18 protein-coding genes and 1 tRNA gene are annotated in these 18,751 nt (G+C 38.0%); 15 read left to right on the top strand and 4 right to left on the bottom strand.

Annotated elements, in window-relative coordinates:
- Nucleotides 1-87 precede the first annotated feature (87 nt).
- The 8 genes from ACUNWD_RS07760 to ACUNWD_RS07725 all read left to right on the top strand — a co-directional run bounded on the left by ACUNWD_RS07760 (nucleotide 88) and on the right by ACUNWD_RS07725 (nucleotide 5,247).
- Nucleotides 88-852: a TatD family hydrolase gene (locus ACUNWD_RS07760; RefSeq protein ID WP_445587224.1), complete on the top strand. Its 765-nt coding sequence runs from the start codon at nucleotides 88-90 to the stop codon at nucleotides 850-852.
- 42 nt (nucleotides 853-894) lie between these two features.
- Nucleotides 895-1,923, top strand: a complete 1,029-nt coding sequence (locus ACUNWD_RS07755; protein ID WP_445587223.1) for an asparaginase — start codon at nucleotides 895-897, stop codon at nucleotides 1,921-1,923.
- A 65-nt stretch (nucleotides 1,924-1,988) separates the two neighbouring features.
- Nucleotides 1,989-2,076, top strand: a tRNA-Ser gene (locus ACUNWD_RS07750).
- Between the two features lie 389 nt (nucleotides 2,077-2,465).
- The gene (locus tag ACUNWD_RS07745) at nucleotides 2,466-3,293 is read left to right on the top strand and encodes a MotA/TolQ/ExbB proton channel family protein (RefSeq protein ID WP_445587222.1); all 828 of its coding nucleotides are present in this window, start codon (nucleotides 2,466-2,468) and stop codon (nucleotides 3,291-3,293) included.
- A 3-nt stretch (nucleotides 3,294-3,296) separates the two neighbouring features.
- Entirely contained in the window at nucleotides 3,297-3,752 is a 456-nt protein-coding gene (locus ACUNWD_RS07740) for a hypothetical protein (protein WP_445587221.1), read from the top strand.
- Between the two features lie 35 nt (nucleotides 3,753-3,787).
- Nucleotides 3,788-4,366, top strand: a complete 579-nt coding sequence (locus tag ACUNWD_RS07735) for a biopolymer transporter ExbD (protein WP_445587220.1) — start codon at nucleotides 3,788-3,790, stop codon at nucleotides 4,364-4,366.
- A 1-nt stretch (nucleotide 4,367) separates the two neighbouring features.
- Complete coding sequence (locus tag ACUNWD_RS07730; RefSeq protein ID WP_445587219.1) at nucleotides 4,368-4,841, top strand: ExbD/TolR family protein; 474 nt, start codon at nucleotides 4,368-4,370, stop codon at nucleotides 4,839-4,841.
- 70 nt (nucleotides 4,842-4,911) lie between these two features.
- Nucleotides 4,912-5,247 (top strand): cupin domain-containing protein, encoded by a 336-nt coding sequence (locus ACUNWD_RS07725; protein ID WP_445587218.1) that lies wholly within the window; start codon nucleotides 4,912-4,914, stop codon nucleotides 5,245-5,247.
- A gap of 69 nt (nucleotides 5,248-5,316) precedes the next feature.
- Here ACUNWD_RS07725 and aspS read toward each other — a convergent pair whose 3' ends face one another.
- A complete protein-coding gene (gene aspS / locus ACUNWD_RS07720) occupies nucleotides 5,317-7,071 on the bottom strand; it encodes an aspartate--tRNA ligase (protein ID WP_445587217.1) in 1,755 nt (584 codons plus the stop codon).
- 94 nt (nucleotides 7,072-7,165) lie between these two features.
- On the opposite strand from aspS, the gene ACUNWD_RS07715 reads away from it, so the two are divergent.
- Nucleotides 7,166-7,606, top strand: coding sequence for a nucleoside deaminase (locus ACUNWD_RS07715; RefSeq protein WP_445587216.1), 441 nt, complete (start codon nucleotides 7,166-7,168; stop codon nucleotides 7,604-7,606).
- Between the two features lies 1 nt (nucleotide 7,607).
- On the opposite strand, the gene ACUNWD_RS07710 is transcribed toward ACUNWD_RS07715, so the two are convergent.
- The 3 genes from ACUNWD_RS07710 to aroB are packed head-to-tail and all read right to left on the bottom strand — an operon-like array spanning nucleotide 7,608 to nucleotide 10,380.
- Nucleotides 7,608-8,033, bottom strand: coding sequence for a hypothetical protein (locus ACUNWD_RS07710; RefSeq protein ID WP_445587215.1), 426 nt, complete (start codon nucleotides 8,031-8,033; stop codon nucleotides 7,608-7,610).
- A 7-nt stretch (nucleotides 8,034-8,040) separates the two neighbouring features.
- Complete coding sequence (locus ACUNWD_RS07705) at nucleotides 8,041-9,267, bottom strand: 3-phosphoshikimate 1-carboxyvinyltransferase (protein ID WP_445587214.1); 1,227 nt, start codon at nucleotides 9,265-9,267, stop codon at nucleotides 8,041-8,043.
- 48 nt (nucleotides 9,268-9,315) lie between these two features.
- A complete protein-coding gene (aroB, locus tag ACUNWD_RS07700; protein WP_445587213.1) occupies nucleotides 9,316-10,380 on the bottom strand; it encodes a 3-dehydroquinate synthase in 1,065 nt (354 codons plus the stop codon).
- 98 nt (nucleotides 10,381-10,478) lie between these two features.
- On the opposite strand from aroB, the gene ACUNWD_RS07695 reads away from it, so the two are divergent.
- The 6 genes from ACUNWD_RS07695 to ACUNWD_RS07670 all read left to right on the top strand — a co-directional run bounded on the left by ACUNWD_RS07695 (nucleotide 10,479) and on the right by ACUNWD_RS07670 (nucleotide 18,692).
- A complete protein-coding gene (locus ACUNWD_RS07695; protein ID WP_445587212.1) occupies nucleotides 10,479-10,928 on the top strand; it encodes a hypothetical protein in 450 nt (149 codons plus the stop codon).
- Nucleotides 10,929-10,977: 49 nt separating this feature from the next.
- Complete coding sequence (gene dprA, locus ACUNWD_RS07690; protein ID WP_445587211.1) at nucleotides 10,978-12,084, top strand: DNA-processing protein DprA; 1,107 nt, start codon at nucleotides 10,978-10,980, stop codon at nucleotides 12,082-12,084.
- A 197-nt stretch (nucleotides 12,085-12,281) separates the two neighbouring features.
- On the top strand, nucleotides 12,282-14,090 hold the full coding sequence (locus ACUNWD_RS07685; protein ID WP_445587210.1) for a sensor histidine kinase: 1,809 nt from the start codon (nucleotides 12,282-12,284) through the stop codon (nucleotides 14,088-14,090).
- Nucleotides 14,087-14,857 carry a LytR/AlgR family response regulator transcription factor gene (locus ACUNWD_RS07680; RefSeq protein ID WP_445587209.1) on the top strand — a complete coding sequence of 257 codons (771 nt, stop codon included), beginning with the start codon at nucleotides 14,087-14,089 and terminating at the stop codon, nucleotides 14,855-14,857. The genes ACUNWD_RS07685 and ACUNWD_RS07680 overlap by 4 nt, the downstream gene beginning before the upstream one ends.
- A 351-nt stretch (nucleotides 14,858-15,208) precedes the next feature.
- Nucleotides 15,209-16,366: an acyltransferase family protein gene (locus ACUNWD_RS07675; protein ID WP_445587208.1), complete on the top strand. Its 1,158-nt coding sequence runs from the start codon at nucleotides 15,209-15,211 to the stop codon at nucleotides 16,364-16,366.
- A gap of 475 nt (nucleotides 16,367-16,841) precedes the next feature.
- Complete coding sequence (locus ACUNWD_RS07670) at nucleotides 16,842-18,692, top strand: MGH1-like glycoside hydrolase domain-containing protein (protein WP_445587207.1); 1,851 nt, start codon at nucleotides 16,842-16,844, stop codon at nucleotides 18,690-18,692.
- Nucleotides 18,693-18,751 lie beyond the last annotated feature (59 nt).

Raw genomic sequence — 18,751 nt, 5'->3', positions numbered from 1 at the left:
CGGTTTTTTATGGAATTATCAATTAGATAATATTCTATTTTAGGTCAGCTAAACCAAAAATGTTTTCTTTGATTCAAATTTTTTTCGATGTTAATAGATACACATTCACACATATATTCAGAAGATTTTAATAGTGATATTGATGAAGTTATCAATCACGCATATGAAAATGGGGTACGAAAAATAGTACTACCAAATATTGACAGTTCGTCGGTGAAAAAGATGCTCGATTTGGTCGACAGTTACCCACAGATTTGCTTTCCTTTAATGGGATTACATCCAACTTCAGTTACTGAAGATTATGAAGAAGAGCTGACATTGGTGGAGTACTGGCTTACTAAACGGAAGTTTTATGGGATTGGAGAAATTGGCATCGATTTGTATTGGGAGACACGTTTTTTGGAGGAACAGCAAACGGCATTTACCTATCAATTGAGATTAGCTACGAAGTATAAAATTCCGGTTGTTATTCATGTTCGTGAGTCGTTTGATGAAGTATATGAAATCTTGATGATGGAGAAGACTGCTGATTTGCAGGGCGTGTTTCATAGTTTTACTGGCACTAAAGAACAGGCGGATAAAATAATTGATCTCGGATTTAAATTGGGAGTTGGAGGAATTGTTACGTTTAAGAATTCTGGCTTAGATAAGGTATTACAAGATGTCGACCTCAGTCATATGATTCTTGAAACAGATTCTCCGTATTTAACGCCAGCACCAAATCGTGGAAAACGAAATGAAAGTGCTAACATTATTTATATCGCTCAAAAGGTTGCTGACTTACATCAAATATCTATTGATGAAGTTGCCAGAATAACTACTGAAAATGCTACCAAATTATTCGGCATATAACTTTTGCTTTACTTACCTTTGTGTTTCTAATGAATCTAAACTGTGAATAAACCTTCTATTTTACTGATTTATACTGGCGGTACCATTGGTATGGTTCAAAAAAATGAGCAAGGGATGCTAAGCCCTGTAAAGTTTGATCAGATTATGGATGAAGTGCCCGAATTGAACCGGCTGGGATATTTGTTGGAAACAATTGCATTTAATCCTCCAATTGATTCTTCAGACATGAATCCAAAGGTTTGGGCCAAATTAGCTAAAACCATTCATCGAAATTACAATAGATTTGATGGTTTTGTGATTTTGCACGGAACAGATACAATGGCCTATACATCTTCTGCTTTAAGCTATATGCTTGAGAATTTGGACAAGCCGATTGTGATGACTGGTTCCCAGTTACCTATCGGGATTTTTCGAACTGACGGGAAGGAAAATTTGATAACTTCGATAGAAATAGCTGCTGCACAGAAAAATGGCATGACTATTGTTCCGGAAGTTTGTGTCTATTTTGATAATAAACTTTACAGGGGGAACAGGGTAATTAAAAGGCATGCTGATCATTTTAGTGTATTTGATTCCGTTAATTATCCGTTGTTAGCAAAAGCAGGAGTTGATATTAAGTATTTTACTGAAAATATATTTTATCAGGCAAATAAAGGTATTCTGGAAGTTCGAACTCGCTTTGATGAAAATGTAGTAGTTCTGAAATTGTTTCCAGGAATGAGTAAAGCGGTCTTTGAAAGTATTTTGAATATTCCCGGATTGAAAGGAGTTGTTTTGGAAACCTTTGGATCGGGAAACGTACCTACCTCTCAATGGTTGATCCGCTCAATCAAAAGAGCAATTCGGAGAAAAGTGATATTTTTGAATGTTACTCAATGTCAGGGTGGAGCTGTGAAAATGGGGCAATATTTGGTAAGCAAAGAATTGTTGGAAGCGGGAGTTGTAAGTGGTAAAGACATGACTACAGAAGCGGCTGTTACCAAGTTGATGTTTCTTTTAGGACAAGGTTTGAACCATGAGGATATTAAGATGCATTTACATAAAAATTTGAGTGGGGAAATAAGTGAATAGCTTATTTTTTTTTCACATTTTTTTTGTATTTTGCAGCCCTGAAAATTCTGGGGGCAGAATCGATTGGAGAGGTGCAGGAGTGGCTGAACTGGCACGCCTGGAAAGCGTGTGTACCCCGAAAGGGTACCGAGGGTTCGAATCCCTCTCTCTCCGCAGGGGAGTTCTTATTTTGTTGATATTGATAGGTTTTGTGCAGTTGAAAAGTGTTGATCTTTAAACTGCCACTCGACATATAAACTGTAAAATCAGATGATCTGAATGTTTTTGATTGACAGAAAAGATTACTGATAAAGGATATGAACTGATGTTGGATATTCGTTCTTTACAAATTTGAATAGGCCTTGATTATTGATGAATTTTGGTAAAGTGACACGATTTCAAGTCAAAAACTTTTCAATATTCGTTGACATTTAACAACACTGGGGTATGAAGAGTTTACTAAGATTAAGAATAGATTATACTGTTTTTTTAATGAATATTATTACAAACTTGATATAACAAACTAAAAAATTAAGGAGATTTACTAATTAAAATTAAAACCAATGATGAAAAAACTATTTGCGTTTATAGCAGTTCTTGGGATGCTTTATTTCGGAGCGTCCAACAATGTAGTTGCTCAGGATCAATCTGATGCGGCAACAACTGAAGTAGCAGAAGAAACTACACCTGCCGCTGAGGAAGCTGTAATGGCCGCCGACGTTGAAGAAGAACAAGCAGCTGCAGCAGAAGAAGGAAAATCACTACACAGCCAGTTGAAACAAAAGTTCATTGAAGGTGGTGCAACTTTCATGTCTTTCGTTTTGATTACTTTGATTTTAGGTCTTGCAATGGCTTTAGAAAGAGTTATTTATTTGAACCTTTCTACAACAAACACTAAGAAATTATTACTTAATGTAGAAGAAGCTCTTGACAATGGCGGAATTGAAGCAGCAAAAGAAATTTGCCGTAACACTCGCGGACCAGTAGCAAGTATTTTCTATCAAGGTCTTGACCGTTCTGAAGAAGGTTTGGATGTTGTAGAAAAAACAGTTGTTTCTTATGGTGGTGTTCAAGCAGGTTTACTTGAAAAAGGATTAAGCTGGATTTCATTATTTATCGCTCTTGCTCCTATGCTTGGGTTCATGGGTACTGTAATCGGTATGATCTCTGCATTCGATGCAATTGAAGTTGCTGGTGATATTAGCCCGTCTTTGGTAGCTGGTGGTATTAAAGTAGCATTGATTACAACTGTATCTGGTCTTGTTGTTGCGATTATCTTACAGATTTTCTACAACTATTGTGTTGCAAAAATTGATAGTATCATTAACAGCATGGAAGATGCTTCTATTTCATTGATTGACATTCTAGTAAAACACAACCTTAAAAAATAATTTATGAAACTTGACAAAGTATTAACCATTATGTTATGGGTACTTTTGGCAGTGTCAGCTTTTCTGGTTGTGTCTATGATGGCTAATATCAGTGAGAATGATGCTGATCCAACCATGAATGCCTGGATCAATACAAACATCACATGGTCTTACCTTCTTTTAGGTATTAGTGCGGTGGTGGCTATTGTATTCGCACTGTTACATACATTTACTGATAAGGACGCCGCAAAAAAAGGGTTAATGGCGTTGGTTTTTGCTGGAGTGGTTTTGGCTATTTCCTATGCATTATCAACTGATGCGTTACCTGAATTTTACGGGGTTGAAAAGTTCATTGCTGACGGTTCACTGACGAATTCAATTTCTAAGTGGATTGATACAACATTGTATGCGACATACATCTTGCTTTTATTAGCAATTGTTGCTACTGTTGTTTCTTCAGTCTCTCGTGTTTTTAAATAATTCAAAGTGGTTTTAACACAGGAAAAAATTTAACTATGTCAAAAAAAATACCCGAAATACCAGCAGCGTCATTGGCAGATATTGCCTTCATGTTGCTTATCTTTTTCCTGGTGACGACTACAATGGATGTTGACAGCGGTCTTGAACGTCGACTTCCTCCTATGCCACCTGAAGAGCAAGAGGATGATGATACCCCTCCAATCAAAGAACGTAACGTTTTTGTGGTTTTGGTGAATGCCAATAACCAACTTTTGGTTGAAGGTGAACCTATGCGCGTTGAAGATCTTCGTGAGAAAGCCAAAGAATTTATGGCAAACCCTTATGATGATGAAACATTACCAGAAAAAGCTCCAAAGGAAATTCCTTATTTTGGAGAAATACCGGTAACAAAAGGGGTTATCTCTTTACGAAATGATGTAGGAACACAATATGGAACCTATATCGCTGTACAAAACGAGTTGGTTGGAGCCATTAATGAGCTTCGAGAGGAACTTTCTAAACAAAAGTTTGGTAAGTCATTTAGTAAGCTTGATAAAGATCAAAGAGATGCGATTCAGGATATTTATCCTTCAAGGATCTCTGAAGCTGAACCCAAAAAAGTAGGAGGAAAATAGTATGTCTAAATTTAGAAAAAGTGGAGCTAAAGAGCTTCCTCCAATTTCAACTGCTTCTTTGCCTGATATCGTTTTTATGTTGCTTTTCTTCTTCATGGTTAGTACAACTATGCGCGAGGTAACTTTAATGGTAAAAGTTACTGTTCCGGAAGCAACAGAATTATCGAAATTAGAAAAGAAATCGTTGGTGAGTTATATTTATGTTGGAACTCCTCATCAACAATTCCAAAGAGTATTTGGGTCAGAACCTCGTATTCAGTTAAATGACCAATTTGCTAAAGTTTCTGACATTCCTGACTATATTACTAGTGAGCGTGAAGCCAGAGAAGAAGCAGAGGTGCCATTTATGATTACATCTCTAAAAGTAGACGAGTATACAAAAATGGGTATCGTAACCGATATTAAGCAAGAACTGCGTAAAGCTGCAGCTCTGCACATTAACTACTCTTCTAGAAAAGCAGTAGAAAGAGAATAATACAATTTCTATTATATTTGAAAGGGAAATCACATAGTGGTTTCCCTTTTTTCATTTAAACATATTCACTATGACAATACTTAAGTTTGATCAGGTACCATACGAGAATGTTCGAAAAGGGCTTAAAAGGAAAATTATTCAAACGAATAACTTAATGACTGTTTTAGTAGATTTCACAGGCGGCCCATGGGAAGAGCCAGAGCCTCCACACAATCATCCTCATGAACAAACTTCGTACGTTGCAGAAGGGGAGATTATACTTTTCCGCGAAGGGGAGGAACCGGTAAAGCTTAAAGTAGGGGATATGTTTGCTGTACCATCAGGAAAAGACCATACTATTCAACTATTGAGCGAGACGGCCAGATTGGTTGACAGTTTCAATCCTGTGAGAGAAGATTTTCTTTAATAGAACAACTAATTTGAAACAAGAAAGGGGAGCCAATTGACTCCCCTTTCTCTGTATAATATAAGTGAACTATTCTTCTTTAAGATCAAGTTTTAAATTCAACTCTTCCAATTGTGCATCGGCAATAGTGGATGGAGAATCGATCATCACGTCACGTCCTGAATTGTTTTTAGGGAATGCAATGGTGTCTCTGATACTGTCCAGTCCTGCAAATAAAGATACCAAACGGTCGAATCCAAAGGCGATACCAGCATGAGGAGGTGCACCATATTTAAAGGCGCTCATCAGAAATCCGAATTGAGACTCAGCTTCTTCTTTGGTGAAACCAAGCAAGTCAAACATTCTTGATTGTAATTCTGAATTGAAGATTCTTACAGAACCCCCACCGATTTCAACGCCATTAATTACCAGGTCATACGCATTTGCTCTGACTTTTCCTGGATCGGTTTCTAAAAGCTCTAAATCTTCCGGTTTTGGAGAAGTAAACGGATGGTGCATTGCATGAAAACGATTACTATCTTCATCCCATTCCAATAATGGAAAATCAACGACCCAAAGTGGTTTGAAGGTGTTTTTATCCCTCAGTCCAAGACGATTTCCCATCTCTAATCGAAGTTCGCCAATTGCATCAAGCATATCTGACTTGTCACCAGATAAAACCAGCAGTAAATCGCCTACTTTTGCTCCAAATGCCTCTACCCATTCCTTTAAATCTTCTTGTGAGTAGAATTTATCAACTGACGATTTGAACGTACCGTCTTCGTTGCATTTTACGTAAACCAAGCCTTTGGCTCCAATTTGTGGACGTTTAACCCAATTAGTCAACTCATCTAGCTGTTTACGTGTAAAATCAGCGCATCCTTCTGCACAAATACCACCAACAAATTCAGCGTCGTCAAATACTTTAAAACCTTTTCCTTTTACAACATCGCTAATATTCTTAATAAGCATTTCGAAGCGTGTATCAGGTTTATCTGAACCATAATTTTCCATGGCTTCGCTGTAAGGCATTCGTGGAAAATCTTCAATCTCGACATTTTTAACTGTCCTGAATAAATATTTGGTAAGTCCTTCAAAAGTTGAAAGAATATCGTCTTGCTCAACAAAGGCCATTTCACAGTCAATCTGAGTAAACTCTGGTTGGCGGTCAGCACGCAAATCTTCGTCACGGAAACATTTTACAATCTGGTAATAACGGTCAAAACCAGCAACCATTAACAGCTGTTTAAACACTTGAGGCGATTGTGGCAATGCGTAAAATTCACCAGGGTTCATGCGCGATGGAACCACAAAATCACGTGCACCTTCTGGAGTTGATTTTATCAAAACCGGAGTCTCCGTTTCTATGAATTCCTGATCATTCAGGTATGAACGAATTGCGTGTCCCATTTTTGATCGAAGCACAAGGTTTTCCCGTACTGGATTACGCCGTAAATCCAGGTAACGATACTTCATACGGATATCATCTCCACCGTCGCTTTCGTCTTCGATGGTAAAAGGAGGCACCGCAGATGGACTCAATACTTTCAACTCTTTTACATCAATTTCGATCTCACCGGTAGGGATATTTTTATTTTTGCTACTACGTTCACGAACAGTTCCACTTGCCTGAATTACGAATTCACGTCCCAGCTTCTTTAATTTCTCCGTAATTTCGGGTGATGAATTTTCATCAAAAACCAACTGTGTAATTCCATAGCGATCACGAAGATCGACAAAAGTCATTCCACCTAATTCGCGTTTGCGTTGTACCCAGCCAGCTAGCGTTGTATCATTTCCTTGATTTTCGAGGCGCAGTTCACCACATGTGTGCGTTCTGTACATAGTATCGTTTGTTTTTTTGTTTGCCTGCAAAAATAAGCAGATTTTAGCAATTAAATTGGTAGGTTTGTCATTAATTCAAAAATGATTTCGCAAGATGGAGCCATTTAATGATGAGTATTTTATGAAGAAGGCTTTTCAGGAAGCGCGATTGGCCTATGACGAGGGAGAAGTCCCAGTGGGTGCTGTGGTGGTTGCTCAAAACCGAATTATCGCACGTGCCCATAATCTTACCGAAACACTTACTGATGTAACCGCTCATGCAGAGATGCAGGCTATAACTGCTGCCGCCAATTTAATGGGGGGAAAATATTTGAATGAATGTACCTTATATGTTACTTTGGAGCCATGCGTAATGTGTGCCGGGGCACTTGGTTGGTCACAACTTGGTAAATTAGTTTATGGGGCAAAAGATGAAAAGCGGGGTTTCTCCAAATTTGCACCTAAAGCACTTCATCCCAAAACAGAAGTGGTGAGTGGTGTGATGGCTGAAGATTGTGCCGATTTAATGACTGCTTTTTTTCAGGAGAAGCGATAAATTATTTATTCTCTTCAATAATTTGCATATAATCTAGATCAGTCATAATACCCTTATGAATCGAAAGATTATTTTTATTACCAGATATAATTATTCCGAAATCGCTATTTAAGTCATTTCTGTCGATAACTGAATCGTTTACGGAAAAATAACGATTATTTGAAATTTGTATAGTTAAACTTGAGTCGTGATATAGATCTATTATTTCAGATATATAATTTGAGAAATCACTTAATGATTCTTCTATGTTAGATTCACCATTATTAAGTTTGATCAGCGAGTCAATTTTTTGTTCATCGGGGTAATAAAAAACAATACTATTCGGTTTTATTTCTAATAGTTCACATTTAGAGCTTTTTTTTTGATTACATGCAATGAGAAAAAATGCAAAAAATAAAGCTTGGAATATTAGAATGTTTAGTTTCATACTAATTTTATTCATTTACAGTAAACCCAACCTGCTTTAAATCCTCGTAATAATTCGGATACGATTTAGTGACTACCATCGGTTCATCAATTTCAAGTTTGGTAAACATAGCAGCAGGAGCGAATGCCAGTGCCATGCGGTGATCGTGATAAGTAGCAATGCAGGGCAAGTCTTCCTTAGTGAGAGTAAATGAACCATCCCATTTTAGTTCCCCATGCTTGGGTTCTATAATCTGAACACCAAATTTTGCCAACTCATTTTGGAGAGCTGCAATGCGATCTGTTTCCTTTATTTTTAAGGTTTCCAATCCAGTAAAATGGAACGGTACTTTTTTCATAACGCATAAAACAGCCATAGTTTGCGCCACATCCGGATTTTCAATAAAATTCAGTTGCAAATGATCCGGTTGAATATTTTCGGTCTTACTTATGACTACGCCATCATTGGTTGCTTTGCTGTCCACACCAAATTGTTTAAACCAACCGGCAATCTCACAATCACCCTGCAGGCTCATCAGTCGCAGATTTTTAAGTTCCACTTCTGCTTCATCAGCAAGGGTAGCCAATTGATACCAATAGGAAGCACCCGACCAATCAGCTTCAACTACAAATTGCTTGGGACGATACGTTTGTTCTTCAATGCGGATTTCATTTCCCTTCCATGCATAACGAATACCAAATTGCTTCATTAATTTTAAAGTCAATTCAATGTAGCTTCTGGAGGTAATTTTGTTCTTGAGGCGTAAAGTCAAACCATTCTCAACTGTTGGCGCAATCATTAACAAGGCAGAAATATACTGACTACTTATACTTCCATCTAATTCCAATATCTTCCCTTTCAGTTTGGATCCCCAGATTTTTAAGGGCGGAAAACCTTCTTCTTCGAGGTATTCAATTTTCGCTCCCAATTCGATTAATGCATCTACTAAAATACTAATAGGGCGTTGCTTCATTCGCTCTGATCCGGTAATCGTCCATTCACCAACAATCTGAGCCAGAAAAGCGGTTAAAAAGCGCATGGCTGTTCCCGCATGTCCAATGTCAAAATGATTGGTATTTGAAGTCAGCACTTTTTGCATCACTTTTGTATCGTCACTATCCGAAAGATTTTCAATCTCGTTCGGACTGTAGCTAAGTGCATTAATAATCAGTGCACGGTTGGCAATACTTTTAGATGAAGGAAGGTTGATACTTCCCTTGATGGTTTTATCTGTCTTTGAAAGGGTAAATTTCATAATTTGCAATTAGAGTCAGGAATTAGGAACAAAGAGCCAAGATTAAATTTAAAGACTTCGGTAGAAATCCAACGCTTCAACAATCAATTCCTTGGAACAATCCTGGTTAATTTCTACCCGACCAATTTCTGGTATTAAGGTGAAATTAATCCGGCTTCCCTCATTCTTTTTATCGTGTGTCATTAATTCATATAATGCATCGTAATCAGCGGTCTGAATTTCAAATTTACCATACACATCCAGCAACCATTTCGAAATGCTTGCCAACTCAGTTTGTGCTAATCCACACATTTTAGCTGAAAGAAAAAGTTCCACAATCATTCCGTAAACAACAGCATGTCCATGTAAGATTGGTTTGCCTTCATGAAGCGCATAACTTTCAAATGCATGCCCGGCAGTATGACCAAAGTTTAATGCTTTACGGATATTCTTCTCGGTCAAGTCATTTTGTACGTGCCAATCTTTAACCGCTACTGAATGAGAAATTACTTCCTGCAATGAATCGTAGTCAATATTATTCAAATCGTAATCCATCAACTCGTCCCAGTGCTCCTTACTTTTTATTAATCCATGTTTCAGCATTTCGGCAAAGCCTGAAAGGAAATTTTCATAGTCAATGGTTTTCAGGAAGTTTGTGTTGATAATAACCGCATCCGGTTCATTAAATACACCAATTTCATTTTTTAAACCGTTAAAGTTAATCCCGGTTTTGCCACCCAAAGACGCATCAACCTGAGACAGCAAAGTAGTAGGGATATTTACAAATGCCATTCCCCGCTTGAAAGTTGACGCTACAAATCCACCCAGGTCAGTCAGCATTCCTCCACCAATATTAATCAATAGCGATTTTCGGTCGGCACCTTTCTCAGAGAGGAATTGCCAAACTTTCTCAACCGATTTTACTGATTTGTTGGTTTCGCCCCCTTCAATAGTTATCGTTTGAATGTTTTTCTCATTTACGAGATTTTCAATCAGCGTTAAACATAATTTTTTTGGGGTTTCTTCGGTTAATAAAAACACTTTTCCCATCGGAAACTTGTCGACAATCTTTTCAAGTTCCGCTTCAATCTGTTGGGAAAAGATAATATTTGAGTGTATTTTTGAAACAGCCATTACTTTGTATTTTGGTGCTGGCAAAGTTAAAATATTTTTGGCAGCCCTTTCAAATCAAAACATATTTGCCGGGATTATTTACGAATCAATAATGCTTTATGGAACTTTCAAATCAAAAAAGGTCGAAAAAAATTAAGAGAACATTCAATCTGTTATTGGTAATTATACTTTTAGTGGTTTTGTTTTTTGTGTGGAAGGAAATGGATTTGGAAGCCATAATTACCGGTGGCGTATTGGTTTTAGTCATTGTGTTTTCTCAATTGGTTAGCCTCAATTATTTCTATTACTCTTCGGATGGAGACGATCTGATTATTCGCTATTACCCACTAATCGCGTTTTTCGGCAAAGAGTACAGCTCGGTTGAGTTTAATAAGAAGATGCTTTACCATGCTGAAATTAAAAAGACTTTCTTGTTTTCTGATTTAGTTGTTGCTATAAAAACCGCCAAAGGAATTGCCGAATACCCTGAAATTAGTTTGTCAGCACTTAGTAAAAAGCAGATTCAGGCAATTTTATCAGACTTGGAAAGCATGGAAAGGGTAAAATAAGCTTTTCTGTTTACGGGGAATTCCTTAATTTTATGGCAAACCCCTGGCGATGAACAAAATCAATATTCTTCAGTATCAAATAGCGTTATCTCTAATACCGGGTATTGGCTGTGTGAATGCTAAAAACCTCATTGCTTATATCGGCAGTGTGGAAGGTATTTTCCAGGAAAAGGAAAATAACCTAAAGAAAGTTCCGGGGATTGGAGTAATAACTGCGAAAAAAATTGCCCAGTCGGATGTGCTTTCCCGTGCCGAGGAAGAAGTAAAATTCATAGAGAAGTATCAGTTACAGACTTATTTTTATTTAGATGAAGATTATCCCTATCGGTTAAAAAGATGTGCAGATGCGCCTTTGTTGTTGTATTCCAAGGGAAATGTGAATTTGAATAAGCGGCAAATGGTTGCAGTTGTGGGAACCCGAAATGCTACAACCTATGGTCAGGAATGTTGCGATTCGCTTATCAACGCCATGGCTGAGCGTAGTGGATATTGCGTGGTTAGTGGGCTGGCTTATGGAATAGACGTGATTACGCATAAAGCCTGCTTGAAATATGAGATCCCAACCATTGGCGTTTTAGGGCACGGCCTGGATCGTTTGTATCCAAGTCTGCATAAATCAACCGCACAAAAAATGCTGGAAGATGGTGGATTGCTGACTGATTTTATTAGCGAGACAAAAATTGATCGTCAAAACTTTCTTCGTCGCAACCGCATTATTGCCGGGTTGTGTGATGCAACGATTGTTGTAGAGTCGGCAGAAAAGGGTGGAGCTTTGGTGACTGCAGATATTGCCGACTCCTACAACCGCGATGTATTTGCATTTCCAGGCAGAGCATCGGATACTTACTCCAGGGGATGCAATCAGTTGATTAAGCAAAACAAAGCGACCTTAATTGAGAATTTGCAAGATCTGGAGTATTTTATGTCGTGGCAACCAGAAGTTGATAAGCCCCGGAAAATACAAAGGCAACTGTTTGTTGAGTTAAGCCATGAAGAGGAATTGATAACTGATGAATTAAAAGAAGGCGAGCTTTTTATCGATCAGCTTTGCCAGCAATGCCAACTCCCAATGGGCAAGGTTTCTTCCATTTTGCTGGATCTTGAATTTAAAGGAATGGTGATGAGTTTGCCGGGGAAAATGTATAAGCTTTGCTGAGTGGAAACATCGGTTAATTGCCACGGTATTGGATGAAAGGGTGTCGATGGGGATTAATGAACTTTACAGGGAAAGAAATATCACCTAAACTTTGTAAACCAAACAGAATACTACCTAAATTCGACACTTCATCGGAAAAAGCTAAATTATCAGATGACAACACTGTTTATTTGACCTAAAACTTAAACCAAGAAATTATGAAACAGTTGTTATTTATCCTTTTCACATTATTGACTACAATACATATTTCATATGCACAAGATGTAAAACCTTACGAAAAAACGACCTGGAATGTAATTCGGGAAAGATTATTTAATGGAGAAAATGCAAAAGCTTATCGGTTTGAAGATGATATTCGTTTTAAAATTATCGGTGCGAAAAACTATCAGGATTCAGCCATTTTTACGCAGATGATTTCTGAGCTAAACGAACTGCTTGAAACCGTTAAGATAAAGATGGTAGATACAGATCCCAACTTCAGACTAACGATTGTACAGGAGCCTGGGGTATCTGCCAATTACAGCCAGGTTACTTCCGGCTCAAAGATTGTAAAGGTTTATGTTGAACTTGGTTTTCCCGGATCTTTCACTGACAAAGAATCGGTTGCACGAATTTATTTCTTTACTATTCGAAACTTGACAAAGCTTTACGCACCACAATATGGAAGCACTGGATATGGCGGTGTTTTTGCTGCTGTCAATTTACTTCAACAATCAGAGGTTGAATTTAATGAAGTAGACAAAGACCTACTAAAAAAGTTATACTCCCAGGATTTCTATAAACAGCTGAAAGAAAGAATAGTCGAGGAATTTGGCTACGAGTTTTATTTAAATTTGAGGTATCAGCAAAGAATAACGAATTTTTCGTATGCGCTAAAAGCCATTTTGCTGCTATTTGGGTTTCTATTTTTCCTCTCAAAGGAATCTAAAAGGAAGGAGAATCCCTGCCTTTTCTTGTACATAAAACAAAGAACGATAATCCTTTTAATACTTCCCTTTTTCTTTTCAGCTGCCAAAATATCCGGAGATCTTTCACTTTTATTAATAACCAGGCCAGTTGTTTTTATAGCTAATTTTTTAATAACTGTCATTTTTGCATTGATGGTTCTGGTATTTATCTATTATGCAGAATCTAAGGTTCTTAAAAGGATAAATAATTTTGCGGGGAAACAGGCTTACATCCTTTTAACTACAATTTCTTCAGCTTCTATAGTTCCAGTGGTTTTGATCTTACTGTATAGTTTATTATCGTCTTTTTTATCGCTTCCCATACTTTCACTTGGTTATTTCTGGAGCGATAATTCATCATGGCTGTTTCTCATTATTTTCATTGCTGCAATACGGGTTTTCTACAATTTTATAAATTATCGTATACAAAGCATGGTGAACCAAAAAGATGTGGAGTTTGCCAAAATGAAAGAGCTCAAAAATCAAGCAGAGTTAGATGCATTGCATTCGCGAATTAACCCACATTTTTTGTATAACTCGCTAAATTCTATTGCTAGCTTAGCCCATGTTGATGCAGACAAAACAGAAAGTATGGCTACTGGTCTTTCAGAGCTTTTCAGGTACTCAATCAACAAGGAAAACAAAACCTATGTTTCTGTTGACGAAGAACTGGAAATGGTTAAGAAATACCTGGAAATAGAAAAGATACGTTTTGGAAGTAAACTTGAGTATGAGATAAATGCTGATGAAAATACGCTGGAAAAGATGATTCCAAAATTTTTGATTCAGCCACTTGTTGAAAATGCAATAAAACACGGTCTGTCAAAAATAAAAAGTAGAGGTAAAATAGCAGTTGAAGTAAAACAGCAAGAAAAGGATTTATCGATTTCGATTTTTGACAACGGTCCCGATTTTCCGGCAGAACCAGTAAGTGGTTACGGTCTTCAAAACTTGCACGATAAACTGGATATTATTTATGGAAATGATGCCATTATCAATTGGGAAAACGGCGCGAATAAAAACGTTAATATTATTCTGAACAATCAGCTTAAACTATGAAAAACAACCAACCTTATAAAACAATTATTATTGACGACGAACCCTTGGCACGCTTGCGTTTAAAGTCAATGATTTCAGAATATCCTGAAAAGTTTGAGATCATTGGAGAAGCTGAAAACGGCGAAGATGCTATTACGAAAATAAACCGTATGAGGCCGGAGTTTATTTTTCTGGATATACAGATGCCAGAAGTCAGTGGATTTGATGTTCTAAAGAAACTTGACTACTTGCCCAAAGTTATTTTTTGCACGGCTTATGACGAATTTGCGTTGGAAGCTTTCGATACCAATTGCATCGACTATTTGGTAAAACCGCTAACTAAAGAAAGATTTGCAAAAACCATTGTCAAACTGAACCAATTTAATGGGGACAGTTCTAAAATTAACCTGAATAATCTCATTGAACAATTCAATCAGGAATACGCTAGGAAAGAAGCCACATCGATTCCTGTAAAGGTGGGCGATAGGGTGATTTTTGTTCGATTGGACGAAGTCTCTTATTTCCAGGCCAATGAAAAGTATGTGACTATCGTTACCAAACACGCCAAATCATATGTTTTAGATTCGAGTTTAAAAAAGATGGAAGATAAATTGCCTGCATATTTTATTCGGGTACACAAATCGTATCTCATTAATAAAAACCTTTTGAAGGAAATCAGGAAACATTTTAACAATCGCTTTGTCCTACTCCTTGATGATTACAGTCAAAGTAAAATTACAAGTGGGAGGAGCTACTATCAAGCAATAAAATCTTTACTCGAATATTAGTTGTCTAAATATAAAACACTCTATCATTTGGTTTCCTGTTATTACATGAAGGGAATAAATGAAAAGAATTTATTGGAACTAGGAAGATAATTTAAGCAATGTGAAAACGCTTAAATAGAGACTTATTCCCGGCATTTAGACTCTCTGTCTACAATTTTCAACTTTAAGTTATATCTGTACAAGATTTTGAGCACCTAATCATGCTGGTGCATGATCGTATCTCGTTTCCCAATAGAATAATAACCTTACGATGAAATCCTCCGGAGCAGGTGCAATTTCTCCGGAAATCGGATTGATTTCTATTGCTTCCAGATGAAATTTTATACTATTTTTGGGGACGAAAATTTACGGTTGGTCACAGTATCTGGAAACACCGTATACATATCTATTCTCTATATGGACAATACCAAACTTGCCACAAAACCGCATTATCTAATATTGGATGGACTTCGGGGAGTAGCAGCTATTATCGTGGTGTTTTTTCACCTTACCGAACCGTTAGCCACTGGACACCTTGACAATGTTGTGAACCATGGTTACCTGGCAGTTGATTTTTTCTTTCTCCTCTCCGGCTTTGTAATTGGTTATGCCTACGACGACAGATGGAACAAAATAACCATCGGCAGCTTTCTTCGGCGCCGGTTCGAGCGGCTGCAACCACTCGTTGTATTGGGCATGACGCTTGGCGCTATTGGCTTTTATTTTACTGATTCAACGATCTGGCCACTTATTCATACTGTTCCGGTGTGGAAGATGATCATTGTAATGCTGATAGGATATACGATAATACCCATACCACTTTCTATGGATATACGTGGCTGGCAGGAAATGCATCCTCTCAATAGTGTTGGCTGGTCATTATTTTTCGAGTATATAGCGAATATTCTCTACGCGCTGGGGCTAAGGAAATTATCGAATAAGGCAATGGCTTTCTTTGTCGTACTGACAGGTGCATTACTTTTGCATCTTGCTGTTACTAGTCCGAATGGAGACGTTGCCGGTGGCTGGACACTTAATGTTGAACACATGCGTATTGGAATAACACGTACCTTATTCCCATTTTTTGCAGGTTTGCTTTTATCTCGGGTAGCGAAGCCTACTTACATCAAAAATGCTTTCTTTTGGTGTAGTCTGCTGCTTGCGGTTGTTTTGCTCATGCCAAGAATAGGCGGTGAAGAACATCTTTGGATGAATGGTTTGTATGAAGCTTTTTGCATCATCATCGTCTTTCCTGTAATTGTATATTTCGGTGCGGGAGGTGTGGTGCATAAACAAATGGCAAATAAAATTTGTAAGTTATTTGGGGATCTTTCTTATCCCTTATACATGACACATTATGTGCTTGTTTACTTTTACGTGGCATGGGTGAGCAATCACAGTGGCGTTACATTGTGGCAGGCTTTGCCAAATGCACTGCTTACTTTTACAGGAGCTATCGTGTTGGCATATGTAAGTTTAAAGTGGTACGATGAACCGGTAAGAGCCTGGTTACGGAAAAAGCTGAAGTAGTGAAAAGGAAAATGTATTATTTGCTTGTTTTCAGTGTTTTGTGATGTTTCACCCCTGTGTTCGTCGAAAATTTAGTATTGTTGCGAGTTAAAGGATTTTGTAGAATCATTAGACTTCTACTTCTTTCTCAGAATTATTGAATAGGGTACCTTCGAGGTAGGGTACTCCACCTCAGAGGTACCCCTCCCCACCTCAAAGATGGGTGTTTGAACCTCCGAGCTTCCTGTTTGTACCTAAAAGCTCCGTGATTTGCCGATCGAGGTACTGATATTAGCTACAAGCTCCCTGCTAATATGCAAGGAGCCATCATACTCACTTTTCCCTGAAACAATCCATTGTCATATTACTGTATTTACAATTTTAAGAAAGCATGAAGTTCAATTTAAATTCGGTGTATGTATAATGATATAAAAGGATACGGTATAAAATCATTATTTTTGGCATGAACTAAAACACTGGAAAATAAAGAACAGCTATGGAATACAGCTTTGCAATTTTGAGAAGAGTAAATTTTAAATTATTGATTACGTTGTGTGTTTCGGGAATAATCATTTCCTGCAGCCAGCAAGAACCCGACTATACATCTGAGCTAATGCGATTGAAAGAGGAGACTCAAAATGCATTTTCAACTGACATTGCCGAATTTAATGGCTATGAAGGCAGACCTGAGTCGGATGGACCATACAACAGCAGTAACAATGAAGCTTTTTTGCAGGAAAATATCCCAATGTTTACGTGTTCAAATAAAGATTTTACTGCTGTTTATAATTACAGGTGGTGGATGATGTCGAAACACTTCCGCCGCTGGACAGACCCGGAGGAAAACAAGGACTATTGGATAATTACCGAATTTTTTGGCTGGCCGGCCCATGGCAGTATCAGCGGGGCGATTTCCTGCCCAGCCGGACACCAGTTTTATGACCTAAGGTGGTTCCGGGACCCTCAATATTTAGAATCATACATCGATTTTTATATGAAAGGATATGCCTCCAGGCATAATCAACGGAAAGGTGGCAACTTTCATAGCTACATCGAACGTCCCGAAAGCCATCATTTCTCCAGCTGGATGGTAGATGGAACCGAAGCCTTCCTTAAAATTCATCCCGATAACAGTTGGCGAGACAGCTTGCTTCCTTATATGGAAAAGCATCAACAGGTGTGGGACGAAAAGTTCATGGTCAGTAAAAATGGGGCTCATACCGACGGACTCTATAAAGTGTTGGATCTTTATGATGGTATGGAGTTTACAATTTCAGCAGCCCTTCCACTTATTGAAAGCGACGGCCCTTACGCCATTTATACCAACGAAGACTGGAAAAAGTATTACCTGGGCTGGGGATCAATAAACGACCTCAGAGGTTCCGATCATGTAAAAAAATATAGCAAAGCTTTTGCGAATGCCTATCCTTTGGTGTACTTGGTGCGTCCTTCAATTAATAGTTACTACTATGCAAATTTAAAATCATTAGCTACGCTGTATGGATTAAAAGCCGAAGAGTCAGGGAATCAGTCAGACTACGACAAAAGCAGTACCTACCTCGAACGATCAAAAGCACTGCAACAAAAGGCTCTGTCGGTGTTGTGGAACGAAGAGGATCAATTCTTTTATTCATTTACTGCGGCCGACAACGAATATGGAATAAAAGACAAAGCTTCCAGGGTAAGAGAATCGGTAGGCTATACTCCCTGGTACTTTAATATGATTCCCAAAAACGAAACCAAATATGATGCGGCCTGGGAAATGCTCTTTTCAGATAAAGGTTTTAACAATGTAAAAGGAATGACCACAGCCGAGATACAGCATCCTTTGTATAACGAACAGTCGTATGCTTGGAACGGACGTGGCTGGCCATTTCAGAACTCCGTGGTGAATAAAGCGTATGCCAACTACCTTAAAAATTACAAAAGCCAAATTACTGTGCCTGACAAAGAACGGCTTTATATGCTGATTGAAAAACTGGTGGCTATGCACGGGAAAGAACGAAATATTGGTGAATGGTATATCCCGAGCAACGGAGAGGAATTTGGTGGAGTTAAAGACTACTTTCACTCCACGTTCCCCGACATGCTGATCGAGGATTTACTGGGTTTTACATCTTCGCATAAAAATGAATTTTCGATCAACTCCCTTCTGCCGGAAGATAAATGGGATTATTTCTATTTAGGCAACCTTTGTTACCATGATCATGATGTTGATATTATTTGGAAGAAAGATTGGAATCCGGATATCGAAGGCAATCAAAGTAAACTCTGTGTCTGGATCGATAATCAGCTGGTAAGTAAAAGTGATTCTTTAAATGAAAAGCTAACAGTAACGCTGAATTAAAGCACCTAACACAAATGAGTTTAAAGCAGGATGCTTTTTGTGCTAATTATTGCGATATC

The sequence above is a fragment of the Sunxiuqinia sp. A32 genome, assembly GCF_052690465.1.
Note: the sequence above shows the minus strand (reverse complement) of the source record. Positions and strands in the feature narration are given on the sequence as shown.